The sequence below is a fragment of the Enterococcus alishanensis genome (genome assembly GCF_019218635.1).
Classification (GTDB): domain Bacteria; phylum Bacillota; class Bacilli; order Lactobacillales; family Enterococcaceae; genus Enterococcus_A; species Enterococcus_A alishanensis.
Map to the genome: position 1 here is coordinate 400,113 of NZ_JAHUZB010000004.1, position 16,657 is coordinate 416,769.

The window sequence follows — 16,657 nt, forward strand, 5'->3', positions numbered from 1 at the left end:
AGCTGACCATTGCCCTTTTTTTATTCTGGTGTCACATTTTGAATCGTTAAATCCTCCACTGTTGCGGTAGTTTGTCCTTTAATTACATTGGCTTTAAAGCTTACTGTATCGCCAACTTCTAAAAAGATCGAGTATAAATTATTACTGGTATTCATAATAAAGATTGTTTCGTCATTTTCTAATAGGAAAGAAACAGTCGTAGTCGTACCATTCGTATTGAGATTCACTCTGCGAACTACACCAGAAAATTCGGTTAAATCACTAGCTGCAACATTGTTATTACTGGAATCAGTTGTCGCTAGCTGTGTTCGATAAGCGTCCAATGTTCCTTGGGCTGTATCACCATCTACTAAAATATCACTATCAATCGCACTGAGATAAACATATTTTTTGAAGATCCCATTGGAATCTAGTAAAGAAATCACCCAAGTTGGCGTTCCCGAAACATTATATAAAATCGGCATACGAGCCTTCCATTTTTTCTCTGGATAAATCTTCGAAGCGACACTAATCGCCCCATCACTATCCATCATTCCTTTTTTATCACGATAATATTGTAAAACACCGGTCCGAGCATTAATCAAACTATAACCTAACGCCGAATCTTGAGAAGAATCTGGGCTAGTGAAATCAGTGAAATACAACAAATTATCTTTTTTATCTAACAAAGGCGTCACCGCACCATTGGAATAAATACCATTATCAGTTGGTTCTTTGACATTTTTCTGGCCAAAGAAAGAATTCCACCAGCCATCGCCATATTTTCCATAAAATTGATTCATTTCTTGAGCAACTTTACTAGTTAATGGCGCATCCACGAATTTTGGCACATCTTTTAAATCATAGACTTTCACATCACCAGTAACGGCATTTAATAAAGCAACTTTGTAACGATTAAAATAAGTAATTCCGCTAATCCCGTATTCTTTCGTCAAAGTTTGCACATAATAAGGTGTGCCATCATTAGCGATTTCTAAGTTCACCGCACCCACATTGGCATATTGTGTCGCCTCAGAGTATATCTTTCGACCAGCATCATAATTTAAATAAGCCGTTGGAATATATTTCATTTTACTTTTAACAAATTTCGGTTGGGCATTAATATCGGTTGCTGAGATAATCAAATACCCGGGTGATTCTCGGAATTTAAACCACTTTGTTAATCCTTTAAATTCTAATGAGGCAACATAAACATAATCTCCATCAACGTTTTGCGCGGTAATTGTCCCTAGATCATAGACATTGCTATTAGGCACAACACTCATCATTTTACGCATTTTATTGCGTGCACTGGCTGTTGAGATAGCAATTGGCGTTTCTTCAGTCGAACGAAGCTCTTCAGTTTTGCTAACTTTTTTTACTTGGATGGTATCGTAAACATTATTAATACTAGTGATTCGTAAAACAGCACTGGCTGCCGCAAATAATATACCGATGACTAAAATAAGTACCGGAATTTTGGCAGGAAAGCCAAAGCCTTTAAATTGAAAATTTCTAACTCCTTTACCACTGATTGGTCCAGCTATTTTTTCTATCGGTGAAGAAAAAAATAGCACCAAACTAATTAAAAAAGCGACCGTCAAATTACTAGAAATAATTGAGCTTAAATTTTGCGGAGGCGTCATCCAATAGACAAAAATGAAGGAACATATAAAGAAGAAAAGATAAATGATCATTCCTTTTTTTACGCCTTGCCCTTTCCGCCGCACAATATCATAAATAATTGGTAATAAACCTAAGGCTGTAAAGATAAATGTAATCCCTAACAAATTTAAAAACATGACACTTCCCCTTTTTTTGATGTAATAGCTTATTATAGCAAGAATTCAATTGTAAATAATAGGTATTCCGACTGATTTACACAAAAAAACTGCAATAGAAATTTCTTTCTATCACAGTTATTTTGATTAGCGCATAGTTACAAATTCTTCACTGCCAGTTGGATGGATTGCCACTGTATTATCAAAGTCAGCTTTGGTTGCGCCCATTTTAATTGCTACTGCAAACCCTTGTAGCATTTCATCAACACCGACACCAATAGCATGTAAACCAATAATTTTTTCGTTCTCACCTTGACAAACTAATTTCATTTCACATTTTTGACGGTATTCCCCTAAAGCAAAATACATCGGAGTAAAACGGGAACGATACACTTTAATTTTACCTTCGCCATATTTTTCAATTGCTTCGGCTTCTGATAAACCAACTGTTGCCATTGTTGGGTGAGTAAACACCACGGTTGGAATATTTTCATAGTCTAAATGAGCTTCCGTTTGACCATTGAATAGTCGTTCAGAAAGCTGGCGTCCCGCCTTGATTGCCACAGGAGTTAAGCCAAATTTTCCGATAACATCTCCCACAGCATATACGTCGTCAGCGGTTGTATTTTGGTATTTATCAACTTTGACAAAACCTTTATCATCTAATTCCACTTGGGTATTTTCCAATCCGATTTTTTCAGTATTGGCTTTACGTCCACCAGCAAAGAAAACTTTTTCTGCCGTTAAAGTTTGGCCATTTTCAAAATAAACAGTGAAGGCCTCACCATTTTTCTCAATTTTTTCTACAACGCAATTAGGATGGATGCCCATGTGATTATCTTGATAGATTTCTAGCAAGTTTTCCGCTAACATTTTATCAAAAGTTCTTAATGGCAATTCATGACGAAAAGCCCAGTCAACTTTTGTTCCCAAGCCTTGCATCACTCCACTTAATTCTGCAGCAATATAACCAGCACCTAACATGATTGCTGATTTTGGCTGGGTTTTTAAAGCGAAGAAATCGTCAGAATCTAGAGCATATTCTCCACCAGGAACATTCATTGGTCCCGCATAACCACCAGTTGCAATCAATATATTGGGTGCGGTGTAAGTTTCTCCGTTCACTTCAATCACATGATCTGATTGGAAAGTAGCATAACCAGAAATTCGTTCTACTTTATTGTGATCCAATCCTCGATTGTAAGCGCCGTGCAAGAAATCAATATATTTTTCCCGCGCTTCTACTAAAGCGGTAAAATCAAATTGGTTAATCGTTACATCAAAACCGTAGCCGGAAACATCCCGTTGCAGCATTTCCATCATGGTACTGGCTTGCCACATAACTTTTTTTGGTACACAGCCTACATTGACACAGGTACCACCGATTTTATTTCCTTCTATTAATAGAACTTTTGCCCCATGTTCACCCGCGCGATTGGCTGAAGCAATGCCGCCACTGCCACCGCCAACAACGATATAATCATATTCTTGCATTTATTCTCCTCCTCATTCAAAGCTTCACCCTCATCATAACAAAAGCCGAGACAAATTGTCTCGACTTAAGATTATTTCGTCACTTCAGGCTTTTTACGGCGAATCATATCTCCTGGTTTTACTACTTGAGCAACCGGCATCGTCACAATCATCATTGGATTTGGTGCGCGATCAATTGATTCATCGTCTTCATTTTTCATTTCCATTACATTTTGGTGGAAATGTTCGAAATTAGGACCATAAAATTCAATTTCATCTCCCACAGAAAAATGATTTCTTTGGCGGATGGTGGCAATCCCACTAGATTCATCATAACTCAAGACTTCACCGATAAATTGATAGACTGGGATTTTTCGTCTTGGGCCAAATAATTGTTCATTTTCCGTAGGTGTATGGTAATAAAAACCAGTAGAAAGTTCTCGTTGTGCCACTTTCCAAAGTTCATCCACCCATTCTTGTTTTAGTACATAATTTTCAGGGTCAGCCATGTAGCTATCGATTGCTGTTTTATATACATTTGCCACAGTCGATACATAATGAATAGATTTCATCCGACCTTCAATTTTTAAACTATCTACACCATTTTGAACTAAATCAGGAATATGTTCAATCATCGACATATCCACCGCACTCATAGAAAATTCTTCTGTCACTTCTCCATTTTCAGTTAATGAACGGTGTTCTTTCGCAAAGGGCATATCGAATAATTCATACTTCCAACGGCAAGACTGCGAGCAACCGCCACGATTGGCATCGCGCATCGACATGTGGTTAGACAAAGTACAACGACCGGAATAAGAAATACACATAGCACCATGAATAAATGCTTCAATTTGAATAGACGTATTTTTACGAATTTCCGCCAACTCTTCCATCGAGACTTCTCGAGCTAACACGACCCGCTCCAAGCCTTCTTCACGCCAAAATTCTAACGTTTCATAATTTGTTGCCGAAGCTTGTGTTGATAAATGAATCGGTAAGCCGGGTGCTTCTGTCGCACAAATTTCAATTAAGGCTGGATCAGAAACAATCACCGCTGAAATACCGATATCTCGTAACGTACGGAAAAAATCGCCGGCGCCTTTTTCATTGCCTTCATGAGTAACCATATTCGCTGCTACATAAACTTTTGCCTTGTGCTCATTGGCAAAAGCTACGCCTTCTGCCATTTCCTCAAATGAAAAGTTTCCGGCCCGTGAACGCAAACCGTAGGCGTCGCCACCGATATAAACAGCATCCGCACCATAATGAATCGCTGTTTTCAATTTTTCTAAAGTCCCAGCTGGTGCTAACACCTCAGGACGTTTTAAAGCTGTTTTTTGCATAATGTTCTCCTTATTTAATGCTGGCTGGATCAAAATAGTAAAATCCTGTATCTAATTCGCGATTTTCAGGATGAAGTTGTTGTAATTGTTCAGCTAATTTTTGAATATCTGCTGTTTGCCAATTATCTTCTTCTAACATTTTTTTTGCTGTTACAAAAAGCTTGGCGATTTCCACAAAATTTTCCCCGGGAGTGAAGATACCATCCAGCTTCCAGGTAGTAAATCCCGCCGCAACTAATTCCTGCAACTGCGGTAACAAATCGATATCATTATTGGCAAAAATATGAGTGCCATGTTGATCTTCATAGATTGAATAATGGGTTTCATCTTTACGTGGTTCGGAAATAAACAAGCCTCGCTCTTTATCTTTTTTACTATCTTGTTTTGTATAATTAAAATAATTTTCAACTAATGGCCGTTTGGACTGATGGATACAAGTAGCACCATAAACCAAAACTTCCACTGGTACTTCTACTTCGGTGTTCAATAGTTTCATCTCATCAAAAGGAACTTCCCGGGCTAATACTGCGCCACTAGCGCCTTTTTTATGCCAAAAATTTATTTGACGTGCATTAGTGACTAAAGTTTGAGCATCATATATAAAATCTAAACCATAGTTTCCTTTGCGTAATAAATGAATCACACCTGTATCGCCTACCACAATCCGATCTGGTTTGACCTGACTAAGAAAAGCTAAATATTCTGGTACTTCTTTCATCTTCTCTGGATGCATAATACCATTTAAAGCGATATTTATTTTTTTTCCTTGTTGATGAGCCGCTTCGATTAATTCCTGCTGTTCAGCTCGAGAAAAGGAATAGGGCAAACGTAAACCAAAGTTTTCTTCCCCAATATACAAAGTATCGACGTCAGCAGCTAACAAATCATAGGCCTGTGCCATTGATTCTGCTGTCGCAATAATTTCAATCATTTTGTTTCCTCCAAGATAGTTATTAAACTACCATTTATTTTGACGTTTTTATACTATCACAGGTTATTCTAATTATCTATTTGAATTTACTCTAAATTACTTTAAATAATCGAAATTTATGGTAAATATTTACATAAAAAAACGACCAGAATTTGTTATCATCTGGACGTAATCTTATTATTCAAATACCTTTTTAGCAACTGCAATAGCATTTAAAACTTTTGGAAAACCGACATATGGTAAACATTGGATAAAGGTCTCAATAATTTCAGCTTGCGATAAACCCACATTTAAAGCACCTTGAATATGAATTTTTAATTGCGGTGCAGTATCTCCTTGAGTTAATAAAGTTGTGATGGTAATCATTTCTCGCTGTTTTAAGTCTAAAATTTTGCGATTTTCCATTTCATCGAATACCAGTAAAGTGTATTCATCTAAAACTGGTGCAATTTCTTTCAGACTTTCCGATACAGCACGACTAGCTTCTTGACCAATAACTTGTTTTCTTATTTCTAATCCTCGTTGATAATTATTCATATGACATCCTCCTCTTTGATACAATGAGCATAAACTATCAAGCTTACTTGATAGCAAGAAAAAATTTATGAGGACAGCAATGACTAAAAATTATAAAATTTCCGAAGTAGCCCGACTGACAAATTTATCAATACCCACTTTACGATATTATGAAGAATTAGGCTTACTTCAGCCTAAACGATCAGAAAATAATTATCGCCTATTTACAAAAAAAGATTTGGACTGGATTGAATTTATCCAAAAAGCCAAAAACACTGGGATGCAATTATCAAAAATTATTGAGTATTCTAAGCTACGAGAACAAGGAATCACCACGATCAATCAACGCATTGCCATTTTGGAAGAACAAGAACAATTATTGGAATTCGAAAAAAGAAAGCTCCAAGATCATATTGATTTCTTACAAGCTAAAAAGGCCCATTACCATTTAATCAAGGAGCAAAATCTATAAGAACCTATTTGAAGACAAAAGGATGCCCGCCAGTCGGGGAACTAGCGGGCTAGGAGTTAAAAATGAAAAAAAGTGTTAGGGTTGTTTGTTGGTATGAATATATAATACCGAGAGAATTTGAAGAACCTTTGAAGAATTTATGGGAAATTCAAAAACATTTGATGCTATTTTTTTGAAAGAGATCCTTGCCACAAATTCATACCACCGGTTACATTTACCACTTGATATCCTTTGGCCTGCAAAATTTTTGCAGCTTTTTTGCTACGAACGCCACCTTGACAAACGACATAAGTTGGTTGATCTTTAGCCCCTTGATAGTTTTCGATATCTGCCAAAGGATAATTAATCGCATTGGGAATATGTCCAGAAGCATATTCGTTTGTATCCCGTACATCTAAAACTGTTAATTTATTTTTTTTCAGCTGTCTTTCTAAGTCAGCAGGTAATATCGTATCCATTTTTTCAAAAAATCCAAACATAGCGCCATCTCCAATTTAAATTTATTCAATCTATTTGTACCATCTCTTTTAGATTAAAGCAAAAAAATATGCCTGTCGGTGGGGTCCGACAGGCAAGGAGTTAAAAATGAAAAAGTGTTAGGGTTGTTTGTTGGTATATGCATACTATAAACAATATTTATGAACTTTTTGTGAACGAATGGTATTGAAATAATAAAGATTTACTTATTTTGGTTTTTCTCGACTGTCATGACTCGTTTCAATTGGATATTTCTGTGCATTTTTGACCAGTTTCTCAGCAATAATCTGGTCAATATCGAAATTTAAATTATCAGCTAACATATAAGCATAAATCAAAACATCTGCCAGTTCTTCTTTTAGTCGCTCTGGCTTTTCTTTGGCTTCTTCTGACGTCTTCCACTGAAATAGTTCCAACAATTCACTGGCTTCTAGCGTCAAAGATAAAGCCAAGTCTTTTTCATTATGAAATTGCCGCCAATTTCTTTCATCTCGAAATTGATTAATTTTCTCCATACTATTCATGCTCATCCTCCAAATCACTTACAGAAAAATCCGCAAAGATTTCGCCGTCATAATAACGCAGCATCTCTTCCAACGACAAAGCAGATTTTTCTTCGTCAACTGCTTGTTGTTGCGCCAAAATTTCTTTGCGATAAACCTGGTATTGCTCTGACAATTTAGCGTACATCGCTTTTTTCGAAATCGCTTCAGCTGTAATAAACGACAATTCTTTAATTAATCCACGATATACCGGTAAATTATTTTCCAATTCCACAGGTAATTCTACCACTGTTAATCCAACCTCTTTAAAATATTCTTCGTACATCGACTCACCTCGTTTTAACTTTAGCTTGTGCTGTAATATTTTTCAAGTGATTAAAAAAAACGTATAATTCAATTGAAGACAGATTTTAGGAGGAAAATAAATGAAAATTGGTTTTATTGGTGCCGGTAATATGGCACGGGCGATTATAGAAGGGATTATCAGTCAAAAATTTGTTTCTGCAGAAGATGTCTATTTATACAACATCCATTTTGAAAAAGCCCAAAATTTAGCAGATCAATTAGGTATCCATGCAGTTGAAGAGGTCAATCAATTGGTTGAAGCAGTTGACACAGTTGTATTGGCAGTTAAGCCCCCAATTATTGAAAGTGTGATAAATGAAATTCGAACAACCATTTTAGCGAAAAAGTCACTGCTAGTTTCTATCGCAGCTGGAAAAGATTTGGCGACTCTTTATGATTATTTGGAAACCGAGCAAGCCGTCAGTATTATTCGCGTAATGCCAAATATGAATTCCATGGTAGGTCAAGGCGCAACTGCAGTTTGCGGCAATCAATTTACTTCTAAAGAACAAGTTGCGGAAATAATCGCATTGTTTGCAGCGATTGGTAAAGCTTGGGAATTACCAGAAGAACAGTTTTCAACTTTTGCAGCAATTGCAGGAAGTTCACCCGCATTTACTTTCCTTTATATTGATTCCTTGGCTAGAGCAGGAGTAAAAAATGGCTTGCCAAAAGATTTAGCTACCGAAATGGCCACTCAGGCTGTGCTAGGAAGCGCAGAAACTTTAGCTGTATCATCCGAAAATGCTTGGGGCTTAATTGATCAAGTCAGCTCACCTGGTGGCACAACAGTGGCTGGAGTTGTCAGCTTGGAAGACAATCGTTTCTTAGCAACCGTTGTCAAAGCTGTTGATGACACAATTGCCCGTGAAAAAGAATTGTAATTTTTAGAGGACTGAAAAAGTCCTCTTTTTTGTTTCATAAAAAAGAGCCGCTCACAAGCGACTCTCCAATAAACTTATTTTGTCCATTCAGCAACTTTATCACTGTTGGCTTTAATCCAATCTTGTGCAGCTGCTTGCGGATCTTTACCATCACGAACGGCTAGCATCACGCTTTCCATGTCGTCAGTCGTCCAATCAAATTTATCTAAAATATCATAGACTTCTTTGTTATCCTCTTCTAAACCTTTACGAGTCATTGTATGGATGGACTCAACATCACCAAAGCTTCCTTCAGGATCTTCTAGATATTTCAAATCATATTCTTGGAACATCCAGTGAGGTGTCCAGCCCGTTACAATAATTTCTTGTTGATTATTGATTGCTTGAGCTAGCGCCGTTGTCATAGCACCTGATGAAGAACTTTCTAGACTCCAACTTGATAGATTTGAATAATCACTCAAGGCTTTTTCAGTTGAGTTCATAATCCCGGCACCTGGTTCAATTCCGGTAATGGTTTGTCCAGCTTGATCAGTTAAATCACTAATCGAATTGACGTCCATATATTCTGGCACAACTAAGCCTGTTTTTGCCCCTTCTAAGTTAGGACCTAAATCAACTAAGTTTTCTTTGTATTTTTCATATTGCGACGCATGAGTCGTCGGTAGCCAAGCAGAAACTAATGCATCTGATTCTCCATTGGCAACAGATTCCCACATAACTGAATTATCTAACGGTGTCGCGTTAACGGTATATCCTTGATCTCTTAAGACTTGGGCAATCACATTGGTTGAAGCAACTTCAGAATCCCATTCTACATAAGCCAAGTTTACTGTTCCTTTTGAGGTGTTTTGAGCATTATTGTAAACCACACCACCAATTGAAGAAACAATTAATACAGCTGCCATTGCTAAAATCCCAGCTTTTTTCTTTTTAGACATTGGTTGCGCTGATTTTTCAGTTTTTGGTCGGTTTAAGTTTTGTGTGAAACGGTCAATAATAATCGCTAAAATAACCAATGCTAAACCATTAACAAAACCATTACCTACTTGTGAACGTTGTAAAGCTGACAAGACGCCGCGACCCAAACCAGGTGCACCGATCATTGAAGCTGTTACTACCATTGATAAAGCTAACATTGTTGTTTGGTTGATTCCGGCTAAAATAGTTCCTTTAGCTAATGGTAATTCTAATTTAAATAATTTTTGTTTAGCAGTACCACCAAATGAATCAGATGCTTCGACTAATTCAGTTGGAATTTGACGAATCCCTAAATTAGTAAAACGTACGGTCGGTGGTAAAGCGAAAATTACTGAGGCAAATACCCCTGGCACCATCCCAATTCCGAAGAAAGCAACGGCTGGAATCAAATAAACGAAACCAGGCATTGTTTGCATGAAATCTAGAATCGGCGTAATGATACTTTTTGCTCGATCACTTTTAGCCATCCAAATTCCTAATGGTACCCCGATAATAATTGAAATCACACTAGATAATACAACTAGCGTAATCGTACTCATCAAGTCCGGCCATAAGCCTTGATTATAAATAAAGAGTAAACCAATTAACGTAAAGAAAGTCAGACCCCATTTTTTATTTGAGATCATAAATGCGGCAATCGTCAAAATTACAATGAATAGTAAAGCAGGAATACCTGTTAATAAAGCAGTCATGCCATCCATGATAAATTGACCGATACTTTGTAAAACTGAGAATAAGCCAGAAAAAGTACTGGTTAACCAACTAGTAAAGTTTTCTACCCAATCAGCAACTGGCAAACTATTTGTTAAAAAATTATTCATTGATTGCCACCTCTTCTTCCTCGTGCTCACCAGCTAATGCTTCGATTACACTCCCGCGAATGACTACGCCAATTAATTTATCATCATCGTCAACTACCGCAAGTGGTGCCGGTGAGTCAAAAATCAGATTGAAAATATCTGTAACCAGCATATCTGGTTTAATTTTTCTAACATTTTTGTCTAGTACTTCTTTTAAAGTAAGACTGTTCTTACGAGCTTCCGAAGCAGCTTCTGCTGTCAAGCTACCTTTTAGTTTACGTTTACGGTCTACCGCCAGCAACATACTGACTTCTTCTTTCCGCATCCGATTTAAGGCAACATTTGGTCCATCGACTTCAATATTTGTTGTCAAAGCAGGTACCATAATGTTTTGTGCCGTTAAGACTTTCGAGCGATCCACATCTTCAACGAAATCACGAACATATTGATTAGCAGGGTTAGTCAAGAATTCTTCTCCCGTACCAATTTGCATAATCTGTCCATCCTTCATCAAAGCAATCCGATCACCTAAACGCAATGCTTCATTTAAATCATGGGTAATGAAAATAATTGTTTTTTGGACACTTGCTTGTAAATCCAATAACTCGTCTTGCATTTCTCGACGGATTAACGGATCCAACGCAGAAAAAGCTTCATCCATTAACAAAACTTCTGGATCATTTGCTAATGCTCGCGCTAAACCAACCCGCTGTTGCATCCCACCGGATAATTGATTTGGATATTGATCTTTAAATGAAAGCAGTCCAGAATTTTCTAAAGCTTTTTCTGCCTTTGCTTGTCGTTCTTCTTTTGACACACCGCGAACTTCTAAACCATATTCAGTATTTTCCAAAATAGTTCGATGTGGAAATAGACCAAAGTTCTGGAAAACCATGTTAATTTTGTGGCGACGAACTTCCCGCAGTTCATCTTTATTCATCTTAGCAATATCTTCGCCATCAATATAAATTTCACCTGAAGTTGGATCAATCAGACGGTTCAATAGACGAATCATGGTAGATTTCCCACTACCGGAAAGTCCCATCACAACGAAAATTTCTCCTTCGTTGACTTCAAAACTAGCGTCATAAACCCCAACCGTTGCGCCGGTTTTTTCTAATATTTCTGTTTTGCTTTTATTTTCTTTAATCATCGCTAAAGCTTGTTGCTGCTTTTTACCGAAGATTTTGGTTAAATGTTCAACCTTTACTTTACTCACTTGTAAGTTCCTCCTTGTTTTTTCTTCGTTTCAATTCCCTCGAAACGATAAAAAAGTGACCATATCATACTAACATCGTGTGTTCACTTTTGTCAAAAAGAAACTTTCAAAAATTTTCATGAATAATAAAAAGACCATGAAAATACTACCTCAATTTCATGGTCTTTTGTTTATTTATCAGGATAAAACAAATTTTGCATCCGTTGGAAACCTAATTCATTGCCGACAAAAAATAAAATATTTCCAACTTCTAATTTCGCATATGGTCCCGGAGATAGCACCAAATTGTCGCCTTTTTGCAATGCGACAATAGTGGCGCCCGTCTCGTGCCAAATATTTAATTGATTGATCGTTTGACCTAAAAGTTGCGCATTTTCAGTTAAAGTGAGCTCATAAGGAACAAAGGGGGCCGAATGGTGAACCCGTTTTGTTTTGGCAACCAACTGGTTCAATTTTTGACTAATATCGTCTAGTTCGTTTCGTTGACGTTGAATACTCGACACTATTTCATTTTTGATTTCTTGAATTGATTGGACGTCTTGGTACTGTTCATAATATGCTTGTGCTTTTTCCTTGGATAAGACATAAGCACCGCTGCCATGCCGAACTTCCATAATCCCTAAATCAACTAACACATTAATTGCTTTTCGAGCTGTTTCTGGTGAAACATTAAAGTTGCTAGCTAAAGTTGAACGAGCATGGATTTTTTCTCCTACTCGATAGCGATCTTCAGCGATACGTTCAGCAATTTCAACCGCTACTTGCTGATAACGCGGTAAGGAAACTGTTTTTTTATTGGATTCCATTTGCTACATTCCTTCAAGTTATTTTTTTTAGCATAGCACAAAATTTACTAAAAGGTGATGAAAAGATTTTTATTAAAATGAATTTGTTAGTGTTTTTTTTAAGAGAAATGTCTAAAAATTAGTCGGATAATGAACTTATTATTAGTTTTTTTCCACTACATTCGCTATGCTGAATCAGGAATTTTTGAAGGAGTGAGTATATGCACTATTTTGTAGGATTAATTGGTTTTATTATAGTTTTACTGGTTGCGTTTAGCATGAGTAGTCAACGTCAAAATATAGCTTTTAAACGTGTTATTTTTATGCTGGTTTTGCAGTTTATTTTGGGTTTTATATTATTGCGGACGTCTGTTGGTACAGTAATTGTTTCGGCCTTAGCAGCAGTATTTGATGCATTATTAAAATTTGCTGCCTCAGGTGTCGCTTTTGTTTTTAGTGGGATCGCTAATAAAGGCAGTGCACCATTTTTCTTAAATGTTTTAATGCCGATTGTTTTTATTTCTGCCATCATCGGTATCTTGCGCTACATCAAAATTTTACCATTATTTATGAAGGGCGTTGGACTAGCTTTAAGTAAAATAAACGGCTTAGGTAAATTAGAATCCTATAATGGCGTGGCTTCAGCCATTTTAGGACAGTCTGAGGTTTTTATTTCGATCAAAAAAGAGCTACCTCATTTGAGTGAACAACGAATTACTACTATGAGTATTTCGGCCATGTCGACAGTTTCAATGTCAATTGTAGGTTCTTACATGGCTTTATTACAGCCTCGTTATGTTATTACTGCATTAGTTTTAAATCTTTTTGGCGGTTATATTATTTCAGCAATCGTAAATCCTTATAAACTTTCGGAAACAGAAGATTTATTAGCGATTGAAGAAGATCAAAAACAAACCTTCTTCCAAATGCTGGGAGAATACATTTTGGATGGTTTTCACGTGGCTATTACTGTTGCCGCCATGCTGATTGGTTTTGTAGCTTTGATTGCGATGATTAATTTTATTTTTGCTAAAGTAACAGGCTTAAGTTTTCAAGAGATTTTAGGCTATATTTTTGCTCCATTGGCTTTTCTCAGTGGTATTTCGCGGAATGAAGCGGTGAGTGCTGGTAGCTTAATGGCGACTAAATTAGTCACAAACGAATTTGTTGCTATGACAGAATTAGCTAAAGGCAACTTTCATTTTTCTGGCCGTACAACGGCGATTGTTTCTGTCTTTTTAGTCTCATTCGCAAATTTTTCTTCAATTGGAATTATTTCTGGTGCCATGAAAGGTTTGAACGAGGAAAAAGGCAATTTAGTCGCCAAACACGGATTGAAAATTTTATTAAGTGCTACCTTGGTTAGTTTTTTAAGCGGCATTATTACTGGATTGATTTATTAAACCATTCTCCCATATCTGGGAGAATATCTCTTACATCTAAAAATCATAGTAAAATATCTTTATAACTGATGAAAAATCAGAAAATAAGGAGTACATGATGATTAAAAAAATAAAAATAACACCTGAACTTAGGCAATTTTTATTATCAAAGAAAATTTATTTTGCAGTCAATCGTCAGGATGGTTTAGCTGATAATTGTATTTTAACCATTGATGATTCAACTATTTTAGAAAACAATTGCTTATACACAGTATCGTCTTTTGATAAAACTTTGCCTACTATCGGTACACATAGTTATTCTGCTACTATGTTTCCAACACAGTCACAAATTGGACGTTATTGCTCTATCGCCTCAGATATTTCATTTATGTCAGCTCAACATCCATTAGATCGTTTTACCACCTCGTCTGTTATGATCTCTGGTACAAGTGTGTCAGACTCTTTCGGTTTTTCTGATGCCTGTCAAATCGGTGGATTCAAACAAGTCCCGTACGATCAGCAAATGAATGATGGAATTATTCTTGGAAACGATGTTTGGTTAGGACAAGAAGTTTTGTTCAAAAAAAATATAAAGGTTGGTGATGGTGCAGTTGTTGGTGCTCGTTCAATTGTCACTAAGGATGTACCACCTTACGCTATTGTTGCAGGTTCGCCGGCAAAAATTATTCGTTATCGGTATCCCTTTAAAATTATTGAACAATTATTAATCTTAAAGTGGTGGAATTATCCTGTTTGGAAATTTTCTAGCATTACAGCTGATGAACAGATTGAATCTTTTATTGATAAATTACAACATAAGATTATTACCGGAGAAATTAGTGAATATCATCCGGAAATAGTCACGGCAGAGGATATGTCAAACTATACAGATTAAAAAACGATGAACTGAGGAAGTAATCCAAAAGTTAGTTATGCCAACTTTTAGGAAGCCTTCCACAGTTCATCGCTTCGTTTTTATTTAATAAAGTTTTTCAAACGCTCTAGCATTGTTTCAGTTGTTAAACCAAATTCTTTTTGCAAGAATTCAGGTGTACCAACTTGTCCAAAACGATTATCAACCCCGATACGTTTAAGTGGGACTGCAATACCATTTTCAGCAATTACTTCTGCTACGGCACTACCTAAACCACCAATAATCGAATGATTTTCAATCGTAATCACGCCTTTTTTACCAATCAAACGTTCCAACAATAATTCTTCATCTAAAGGTTTGATTGTAAACATATCAATCACATCTACCATTACGACTTTATCTGCTAATTGATCAGCAATCTCTAATACTTCTGAAACTAATTGACCAGCTGCAACGATTAAATAATCTGAGCCTTCTCGTAAAAGATTTCCTTTCCCAATTTCAAAGGTTGAACCTGCTTGATAAACATTTTTAACACCTTTACGATTACCGCGAACATAATGGACGCCAGTCATTTTGCTAAATTCTTTAATAATCCAATCTAACTGAACTTCATCAGCTCCATCACAAATCACTACATCGGGAATCGAGCGAAGTAAGGCCATATCTTCCCAAGTTGTATGCGTACCGCCATTGTGTCCAGCTGCAAAGCCAGGATCTGAACCAAAAATATTAATCGTATTTTTAGAATAAGCACCTGATAGATAAATTTGATCTAACACACGTCTGGTAGCAAATGGACCAAAGGTATGAATGAATGGCGTAAAGCCTGCTAAGTTTAAACCGGCAGCCACACCAACCATATTGGCTTCAGCAATTCCCACATTAATAAAACGATTAGGATGCGTTTTTGCGATATCAGTCCACTTACTTGCGCCACCAAGATCAGCATCTAAAGCAATTACTTGATCATTTTCAGCCATAACGTCTTTTAGAGCATCTACAACGGTTGCGCGTAGTTCTTTACCTACTTTTTTATCATCAGTTAATGTAAACATCTAGCCACGCTCCTTTGTTCTTAATACTTCTAAAGCTTCGTCCGTTGCTTTTTGAATGTCAGCATTATCAAATTTGACTGAATGATTGGCTTCCATTTCTTCGAAGAATGGTACCCCTTGACCTTTAATTGAATCCAATACGATACAAACTGCTTGATCAGTCACTGTTTTACTAGCGTTGATTGCTTCGTCAATGGCCACTAAGTCATCACCTTTAACTTTTTGTGTCGCAAAACCAAAAGCTTGCATTTTTGCTTCAATATCAAATGGATTTAGGATATCTTGGGTTGTACCATCTAATTGTTTTTTGTTTTCATCGATGATAACGATGCAATTGTTTAATTTAAAATGGGCAATGTATTGGAATGCTTCCCAACATTGACCTTCATTTAATTCGCCATCTCCGACAATTAAATAAACATAATTATCTTTTTGCTGCATTTTTAAACCAGTCGCTAATCCAGCGGCCACCGAAGTTCCTTGACCTAATGAACCGGTTGTAGCATCTACGCCAGGTGTTTTTGTGCGGTCAGGGTGAGAAGGTAATTTTGTACCTCCTTCATTTAAAGTACCCAACCAACTCTTGTCAAAAAAACCAACTGCTGAAAGAGTACTATACAATGCTGGACCCGCATGTCCTTTTGATAAAACTAAACGATCTCGATCTTCCCATTGAGGATTTTTTGGATCAAATTTCATTTGTTTACCGTATAAAACTGCTAATAAATCAGCGATTGATAACGAGCCACCGATATGACCTGCGCCAACTTTACGAATCGCTTCAATACTGTTGATGCGAATTTCAGCGGCTAAGCGCTCTAATTTGCCAAGCATTTCTTTCTCCATGCTATGAT

Annotated in this window: 17 protein-coding genes; 4 read left to right on the forward strand and 13 right to left on the reverse strand. The window is 36.7% G+C overall.

Translation table 11 applies throughout. From position 1 onward, the window contains the following. Nucleotides 1-20 precede the first annotated feature (20 nt). From KUA55_RS12295 to KUA55_RS12315, 5 genes are all read right to left on the reverse strand, one after another. Entirely contained in the window at nucleotides 21-1,781 is a 1,761-nt protein-coding gene (locus KUA55_RS12295) for a DNA-binding protein (protein WP_218326658.1), read from the reverse strand. Nucleotides 1,782-1,907: 126 nt separating this feature from the next. Further along, nucleotides 1,908-3,254 carry a glutathione-disulfide reductase gene (gor, locus tag KUA55_RS12300; protein ID WP_218326660.1) on the reverse strand — a complete coding sequence of 449 codons (1,347 nt, stop codon included), beginning with the start codon at nucleotides 3,252-3,254 and terminating at the stop codon, nucleotides 1,908-1,910. Nucleotides 3,255-3,325: 71 nt separating this feature from the next. Next, nucleotides 3,326-4,579 (reverse strand): peptidase U32 family protein, encoded by a 1,254-nt coding sequence (locus KUA55_RS12305; protein WP_218326662.1) that lies wholly within the window; start codon nucleotides 4,577-4,579, stop codon nucleotides 3,326-3,328. 10 nt (nucleotides 4,580-4,589) lie between these two features. Continuing rightward, nucleotides 4,590-5,510 carry a peptidase U32 family protein gene (locus tag KUA55_RS12310; protein WP_218326664.1) on the reverse strand — a complete coding sequence of 307 codons (921 nt, stop codon included), beginning with the start codon at nucleotides 5,508-5,510 and terminating at the stop codon, nucleotides 4,590-4,592. A gap of 177 nt (nucleotides 5,511-5,687) precedes the next feature. Further along, entirely contained in the window at nucleotides 5,688-6,047 is a 360-nt protein-coding gene (locus tag KUA55_RS12315; protein WP_218326666.1) for a carboxymuconolactone decarboxylase family protein, read from the reverse strand. 79 nt (nucleotides 6,048-6,126) lie between these two features. On the opposite strand from KUA55_RS12315, the gene KUA55_RS12320 reads away from it, so the two are divergent. Next, complete coding sequence (locus KUA55_RS12320) at nucleotides 6,127-6,498, forward strand: MerR family transcriptional regulator (RefSeq protein ID WP_218326667.1); 372 nt, start codon at nucleotides 6,127-6,129, stop codon at nucleotides 6,496-6,498. A 164-nt stretch (nucleotides 6,499-6,662) separates the two neighbouring features. Here the strand turns inward: KUA55_RS12320 and KUA55_RS12325 are convergent, their stop codons facing one another. The 3 genes from KUA55_RS12325 to KUA55_RS12335 all read right to left on the reverse strand — a co-directional run bounded on the left by KUA55_RS12325 (nucleotide 6,663) and on the right by KUA55_RS12335 (nucleotide 7,803). Beyond that, nucleotides 6,663-6,977 (reverse strand): rhodanese-like domain-containing protein, encoded by a 315-nt coding sequence (locus KUA55_RS12325; protein ID WP_218326669.1) that lies wholly within the window; start codon nucleotides 6,975-6,977, stop codon nucleotides 6,663-6,665. Nucleotides 6,978-7,181: 204 nt separating this feature from the next. Next, nucleotides 7,182-7,499, reverse strand: a complete 318-nt coding sequence (locus tag KUA55_RS12330) for a nucleotide pyrophosphohydrolase (protein ID WP_218326670.1) — start codon at nucleotides 7,497-7,499, stop codon at nucleotides 7,182-7,184. Next, nucleotides 7,492-7,803: a hypothetical protein gene (locus KUA55_RS12335; RefSeq protein ID WP_218326672.1), complete on the reverse strand. Its 312-nt coding sequence runs from the start codon at nucleotides 7,801-7,803 to the stop codon at nucleotides 7,492-7,494. The genes KUA55_RS12330 and KUA55_RS12335 overlap by 8 nt, the downstream gene beginning before the upstream one ends. Nucleotides 7,804-7,903: 100 nt before the next feature. On the opposite strand from KUA55_RS12335, the gene proC reads away from it, so the two are divergent. Further along, nucleotides 7,904-8,707, forward strand: a complete 804-nt coding sequence (gene proC, locus KUA55_RS12340) for a pyrroline-5-carboxylate reductase (protein WP_218326674.1) — start codon at nucleotides 7,904-7,906, stop codon at nucleotides 8,705-8,707. Nucleotides 8,708-8,781: 74 nt separating this feature from the next. On the opposite strand, the gene KUA55_RS12345 is transcribed toward proC, so the two are convergent. The 3 genes from KUA55_RS12345 to KUA55_RS12355 form a co-directional block, all read right to left on the reverse strand. After that, nucleotides 8,782-10,506 (reverse strand): ABC transporter permease/substrate binding protein, encoded by a 1,725-nt coding sequence (locus KUA55_RS12345; RefSeq protein WP_218326675.1) that lies wholly within the window; start codon nucleotides 10,504-10,506, stop codon nucleotides 8,782-8,784. Continuing rightward, a complete protein-coding gene (locus tag KUA55_RS12350) occupies nucleotides 10,499-11,704 on the reverse strand; it encodes a quaternary amine ABC transporter ATP-binding protein (RefSeq protein WP_218326677.1) in 1,206 nt (401 codons plus the stop codon). Before KUA55_RS12350 ends, KUA55_RS12345 begins: the two co-directional genes overlap by 8 nt. 170 nt (nucleotides 11,705-11,874) lie before the next feature. Next, complete coding sequence (locus KUA55_RS12355) at nucleotides 11,875-12,510, reverse strand: GntR family transcriptional regulator (RefSeq protein WP_218326678.1); 636 nt, start codon at nucleotides 12,508-12,510, stop codon at nucleotides 11,875-11,877. A 200-nt stretch (nucleotides 12,511-12,710) separates the two neighbouring features. Between KUA55_RS12355 and KUA55_RS12360 the strand changes: the two genes are divergently transcribed. Beyond that, entirely contained in the window at nucleotides 12,711-13,892 is a 1,182-nt protein-coding gene (locus KUA55_RS12360) for a NupC/NupG family nucleoside CNT transporter (protein ID WP_218326679.1), read from the forward strand. A gap of 97 nt (nucleotides 13,893-13,989) precedes the next feature. Next, a complete protein-coding gene (locus KUA55_RS18540) occupies nucleotides 13,990-14,766 on the forward strand; it encodes a CatB-related O-acetyltransferase (RefSeq protein WP_281419034.1) in 777 nt (258 codons plus the stop codon). 80 nt (nucleotides 14,767-14,846) lie between these two features. On the opposite strand, the gene KUA55_RS12370 is transcribed toward KUA55_RS18540, so the two are convergent. Beyond that, on the reverse strand, nucleotides 14,847-15,803 hold the full coding sequence (locus KUA55_RS12370; RefSeq protein ID WP_218326680.1) for a transketolase family protein: 957 nt from the start codon (nucleotides 15,801-15,803) through the stop codon (nucleotides 14,847-14,849). Continuing rightward, nucleotides 15,804-16,649: a transketolase gene (locus KUA55_RS12375; RefSeq protein WP_218326681.1), complete on the reverse strand. Its 846-nt coding sequence runs from the start codon at nucleotides 16,647-16,649 to the stop codon at nucleotides 15,804-15,806. Between the last annotated feature and the right edge of the window lie 8 nt (nucleotides 16,650-16,657).